The 2896-nt window shown below is 44.7% G+C and carries 4 protein-coding genes; all 4 read left to right on the forward strand.

Annotation, left to right across the window (positions count from 1 at the left end; all coding sequences use genetic code 11):
* The coding region (locus H0Z19_RS11760; RefSeq protein ID WP_290726856.1) for a hypothetical protein at positions 1 to 1010 on the forward strand (1010 nt) is incomplete at its 5' end.
* An 11-nt stretch (positions 1011 to 1021) separates the two neighbouring features.
* A complete protein-coding gene (locus H0Z19_RS11765) occupies positions 1022 to 1315 on the forward strand; it encodes a ferritin family protein (RefSeq protein ID WP_290726845.1) in 294 nt (97 codons plus the stop codon).
* On the forward strand, positions 1312 to 1485 hold the full coding sequence (locus tag H0Z19_RS11770) for a hypothetical protein (RefSeq protein WP_290726858.1): 174 nt from the start codon (positions 1312 to 1314) through the stop codon (positions 1483 to 1485). Before H0Z19_RS11765 ends, H0Z19_RS11770 begins: the two co-directional genes overlap by 4 nt.
* A partial coding sequence (locus H0Z19_RS11775) for a right-handed parallel beta-helix repeat-containing protein (RefSeq protein WP_290726860.1) occupies positions 1485 to 2896 on the forward strand: 1412 nt, incomplete at its 3' end. The genes H0Z19_RS11770 and H0Z19_RS11775, both read left to right, overlap by 1 nt.

A 2896-nucleotide genomic window follows, 5' to 3' on the forward strand; every position in this document is an offset into this window, starting at 1 on the left:
ACGCAGAACAGGAGACGCAGCTGATGAGGGCCATCAAGGAGTACAGGGAAAAGGGATGGGAGAGGCTGCCTCGCTTCTACAAGAACGCTATCAACAACTTCATAAAGACGATGACCCGCAAGCTCCTCCTTGGCGACAGGGAGAAGAAGACGGCTATAAGGCTCAAGGCCCTGCAGAGGATCGTCCTCTGGCACGACGACCCGGACACAGACGTTATCATGATGGGCAGAGAACTCATTCAGATGCTGGGCGAACCGGAGTATGTAATATGGTACAAGGAGCCTGTAAGCAGGCAGGAGAGCATCCGCTGCCTCAGGGTGGAGCACGACCCCTCGCTCGACGGGCACCCGCAGGCCATAAGGATACACCCGTATATTGGAAAAGACTACGGTGAAAAGGCGGAAACAAAACTGCGCACAAAGGTGGACACCGACGGCGACCTCGGGGTTATAATCCCGATTAAGAAGCCGATTGACGAGCTAATGTACCATGAAAACGTGAGGTTCAAGATGCCGAAGATACCCAAGTCTATTGACGATATCCCTGAACCGGAATACAACTACAGAGGTGCTGACTTTATCTATGAGATATATGAGTACCAGCGCTACCGCTCCATCGAGGCAATCCTCATCCAGACGTTCGGGGGCATCAAAAACCACCTGATGTATACAGATCTGATCTCCAATGTGGACACATGGAAATCCGTGCTTGAGAGGTGGGACATCGAACTCCAGGCCATGCAGCTTGAGCGCGCGCACCCCGAGCTCAAGAAGGCGAGCTGGCGCGTCAAGGGGGACTACCTCCTTGAAATGTACAAAGACGCTATAAGGTACCGTGTGCGTGAGATGCCGCCGCTGGACCCCTTCGCCGACTACTGGCTGAGCCTCCCGGAGCGCATTACGTTTGAGACCTTCGACCTCCTCCAGGATGCCATGAGGAGGCTCCGCAAACAGAGGCATCCCATATTGAAGCTTTACGCTGATATTTATGAAAAGATAGGACTTCTGTGAGGTGATGTAAAATGGAGGTTGGAAAACTTGATGACGAACAAAAACTTATGAGGGCCATAGAGCTCGAACTCGAAGCCATCCGGGTCTACCTGGAGATGGCGAAGAACACGGAGGACCCGGAGCTCATAAAGCTCTTCCACTCCGTGGCGTACGAGGAAAAGGTGCACGTCGGTGAGTTCATGGCAATGCTCCTCAAGAGGGACAGGAAGTTCCGCGAAGGTATGGTTGAGGGAGCCCGGGAGCTTAAGGAGGAACCTCCTGAAGAAACAATCGGAGAGGAAGAAGAGGAGGTGCTGATGGAATGATTGACTTCGACGACCGGGACCTCGCCATAATCGCCGCCACTTTCCTCGGGGCCATAATGGTCGTAACGCTCCACGACCAGGCCCTCTCCCTCGTTGAGAAAATTATTATCGGCATCTTCGCAATTGCCGGTACAAAGATAAAACGCAACAAAGAAGGGGGTGGTTATTGATGAAGCTTGTTACTAAGAGCAACTTTCCGCCGTATAACGAGGCTGATTACGTTATTTTCAAAGACGGGGACTACGTCTACGCAAAGAACGGGAAGAGCGGGAGAATTGAATTCAAGGATACAGATGCAGCGAGTGTAATACAAAACACAATCAATTCACTTAATTCAGGAACTATTTTCATTAAAAAAGATTCTATAGGATACTATATCAACAATACAATCGAAGTAAAATCAAACATTAATATTGTTTCAGACGGTGCAAAACTAATTAAAAATGTTGATGATGAAATGATAGATATCAACAACCAGACTAACGTCTTAATCGAAGGACTAATTATAGATGAAAGCAACGCTACTCAAAGTTATGCAGGAATCAGAATCACTGGAGACTCATCAAACATCAGACTCAACAAAATCACTGTAGAGAATGGATATTACAGACCTTTTGAAATTTATGTAGTTGGAGATAATAGAAATATTATAATTACAAACTGTCACATCAAGAACGCAACTCTTGACGGTATAGCAATAGCTGCAAACGGTGCAGTTATTGCGAACTGCATATTCGAAAACGTAGGTGACACTGCAGTTGACCTAATCGGATATTACAATACAAATATATACTCACACAACATTTCAATAGTTGGAAATGTGTTTAGAAACTGTCTTGTTGCAATATACAATGGACTAAACGCACACAACGTAAGTATTATCGGTAATATTATAAGCGATGGGACATATGGAATTAAAGGAGATTACTCCGGTTATGGAGCATATCACATAGTAGTAGCAAACAATTACATTGAGAAGGTTACAAAAGAAGCAATAAGATTTGACGGCGGGCACGACCTAATATTTAAGAGCAATATAATAAAGATGTGTGGAAACGAAGACTCATCACACTATGCTCTTTTAGTGAATAATGCAGAAAACGTAGTCATAAACGGAAATATTATAACTGAAAACTACAGATATGGTGTGTATTTAGACGGAAACACTTATGTAACTGTAGTAGGTAATATAATCTCTGACAACGGTCAGGCGAAAGATGGAGTACATTACTTCGGCTTAGGTAGTGGCAGTATACACGTTGAAATTGCAAATAACGTCATCACTGGTTCAACAGACGGTCAAAAGCAAGGTGTACGAGTATTTGGTGGAAGTGATATACGTATTCATCACAACAGAATACTTAATCATTATATAGGAATTGATGTAACAGCAGATAATTTGTCTGATTCGATTTTGACATATAACGTTTTCAAAAACAATACATACAACTTATCTGCAAATGCAGAGGAAAAAATAGAAATCATACGTAACAATATAGGTTACGCCACAGAAAACACCTCAACAACAACCTTCTCAGGTGACGGCTCCACGACCCAGTTCACAATCGCCCACGGGCTGGT

The organism is Archaeoglobus sp. (genome assembly GCF_017656475.1).
Classification (GTDB): Archaea; Halobacteriota; Archaeoglobi; order Archaeoglobales; family Archaeoglobaceae; genus Archaeoglobus.

Coding starts and splice junctions, on each gene's coding strand:
- H0Z19_RS11765 (WP_290726845.1), top strand. CDS start 1,022: ATGGAGGTTGGAAAACTTGATGACGAACAAAAACTTATGAGGGCCATA.
- H0Z19_RS11770 (WP_290726858.1), top strand. CDS start 1,312: ATGATTGACTTCGACGACCGGGACCTCGCCATAATCGCCGCCACTTTC.